This is a genomic window from Sulfitobacter sp. 1A13496, assembly GCF_043557225.1.
GTDB lineage: Bacteria > Pseudomonadota > Alphaproteobacteria > Rhodobacterales > Rhodobacteraceae > Sulfitobacter > Sulfitobacter faviae.
This window is the reverse complement of record NZ_JBIFFP010000023.1, coordinates 1-2,728: the sequence shown is the minus strand read 5'-3', so window position 1 is coordinate 2,728 and position 2,728 is coordinate 1. Positions and strand designations below refer to the sequence as shown.

2 rRNA genes are annotated in these 2,728 nt (G+C 53.4%); both read right to left on the bottom strand.

Going from position 1 to position 2,728, the window contains the following annotated elements:
- Nucleotides 1–19: 19 nt before the first annotated feature.
- A 5S ribosomal RNA gene (rrf, locus tag ACGYLX_RS18965) occupies nt 20–134 on the bottom strand.
- 178 nt (nt 135–312) lie between these two features.
- Nucleotides 313–2,728 (bottom strand): 23S ribosomal RNA (locus ACGYLX_RS18960); the annotation flags it as partial.

Genomic DNA, 2,728 nt, shown 5'->3' with positions numbered 1-2,728 from the left:
TAGTCTAGGAACTTATTAGGTTTGGCGATGACCTACTCTCCCACGTCTTAAGACGCAGTACCATCGGCGCTACGGCACTTAACGGCTGGGTTCGGGATGGGACCAGGTGTTTTGCTCGCGCTATGATCACCAAACCGAATAAATTCCTAGTCAGCGCTCTGCGCAGCAGAGCGGCGGCGGGAGGCGGGGTATCCGAAGGATGCCCGTTCCCGCTCCGTCTCTATTGGAGCGCAAAGCGTGTTTGTCCAAGTCACGTACGACTGATTGTATGTGTATGCTTTTGATCAGTAAGCAGTCTTGCTTCTACTGGATCAAATCAAGCCTATCGAGCAATTAGTACCAGTCAACTGAACGTATTACTACGCTTACATCTCTGGCCTATCGACGTGGTGGTCTACCACGGCTCTCAGGGATACCTTGTTTTGAGGGGGGCTTCCCGCTTAGATGCCTTCAGCGGTTATCCTGTCCGATCATAGCTACCCAGCACTGCAATTGGCATTACAACTGGTCCACCAGTGGATCGTTCACCCCGGTCCTCTCGTACTAGGGGCAACTCCTCTCAAGTATCCTACACCCACGGAAGATAGGGACCGAACTGTCTCACGACGTTCTAAACCCAGCTCACGTACCTCTTTAAACGGCGAACAGCCGTACCCTTGGGACCTGCTCCAGCCCCAGGATGAGATGAGCCGACATCGAGGTGCCAAACACTGCCGTCGATATGGACTCTTGGGCAGTATCAGCCTGTTATCCCCGGCGTACCTTTTATCCGTTGAGCGATGGCCCTCCCACTTGGGACCACCGGATCACTATGGCCGTCTTTCGACTCTGCTCGACTTGTCAGTCTCGCAGTCAGGCTGGCTTCTGCCATTGCACTCAACGAGCGATTTCCGACCGCTCTGAGCCAACCTTCGCGCGCCTCCGTTACGATTTAGGAGGCGACCGCCCCAGTCAAACTACCCGCCACACAGGGTCCCGGAACCGGATAACGGTCCGCGGTTAGACATCAAGCAGAACAAGGGTGGTATCTCAAGGGAGGCTCCACCGAGACTGGCGTCTCGGTTTCAAAGCCCACCACCTATCCTGCACATGTTCGGCCTAATGCCAGTGTGAAGCTGTAGTAAAGGTGCACGGGGTCTTTCCGTCTAACCGCGGGTAACCGGCATCTTGACCGGTAATTCAATTTCGCTGAGTCTATGTTGGAGACAGCGGGGAAGTCGTTACGCCATTCGTGCAGGTCGGAACTTACCCGACAAGGAATTTCGCTACCTTAGGACCGTTATAGTTACGGCCGCCGTTTACCTGGGCTTCAATTCAGAGCTCTCACTCCTCCTTTTAACCTTCAGGCACCGGGCAGGCGTCAGACCCTATACGTCGTCTTGCGACTTCGCAGAGCCCTGTGTTTTTAATAAACAGTCGCCACCCCCTGGTTTGTGCCCCCAGCCCCTAGTTGCCTAGGAACCGGGCCTCCTTCTCGCGAACTTACGGAGGTATTTTGCCGAGTTCCTTCAACATAGTTCTCTCAAGCGCCTTGGTATTCTCTACCTGTCCACCTGTGTCGGTTTAGGGTACGATCTGATGATGGAGCTATTTCCAGGGACCGCTCAGCAGCCCATCCAATCCGATAAGGATGAACTACCCCTGCGATCCGTCACTTCCATCTGGCCCAGGAATATTAACCTGGTTCCCATCGACTACGCCTTTCGGCCTCGCCTTAGGGGTCGGCTTACCCTGCTCAGATTAGCTTTAAGCAGGAACCCTTGGACTTTCGGCGAGAGTGTCTCTCACACTCTTTGTCGCTACTCATGTCATCATTCTCACTAGTGATCTCTCCACCGGATCGCTCACGCGCCGGCTTCACAGAAAGCTCCTTGTGTCCAATACGTCCCGAGGGACGATAAGGACACATGGAACTATGTCACACTACGCTCTGCTACCATGCAATAAATGCATCCTCGGCTTCGGCTCATGGCTTGAGCCCCGTTACATCTTCGCCGCAAGACAACTTATTTAGACCAGTGAGCTGTTACGCTATCTTTAAAGGATGGCTGCTTCTAAGCCAACCTCCTGGTTGTTTTGGTCGTCTCACCTGCTTTCCCACTTAGCCATGAATTAGGGGCCTTAGCCGGAGGTCAGGGTTGTTTCCCTCTCCACGACGGACGTTAGCATTCGCCGTGTGTCTGCCATCCAGTACTCCTCGGTATTCGGAGTTTGGTTAGGATCAGTAAGCCTGTGGGGCCCCATTACCCATCCAGTGCTCTACCCCCGAGGGTATTCGGATGACGCTCTACCTAAATAGATTTCGCAGAGAACCAGCTATCTCCGAGTTTGATTGGCCTTTCACCCCTAGGCACAGCTCATCCCGATCTTTTTCAACAGATGTGGGTTCGGTCCTCCAATAAGTGTTACCTTATCTTCAACCTGGCCATGCCTAGATCACTCGGTTTCGGGTCTGATCCCACGAACTCGACGCCCTATTAAGACTCGCTTTCGCTGCGCCTACACCTAACGGCTTAAGCTTGCTCGTGAGACCAAGTCGATGACCCATTATACAAAAGGTACGCTGTCACATCGCAAGGATGCTCCAACTGATTGTAGGCGTTCGGTTTCAGGTACTGTTTCACTCCCCTCGTCGGGGTGCTTTTCACCTTTCCCTCACGGTACTGGTTCACTATCGGTCAGTAAGGAGTACTTAGCCTTCGAAGGTGGTCCTCCGATCTTCAGACAG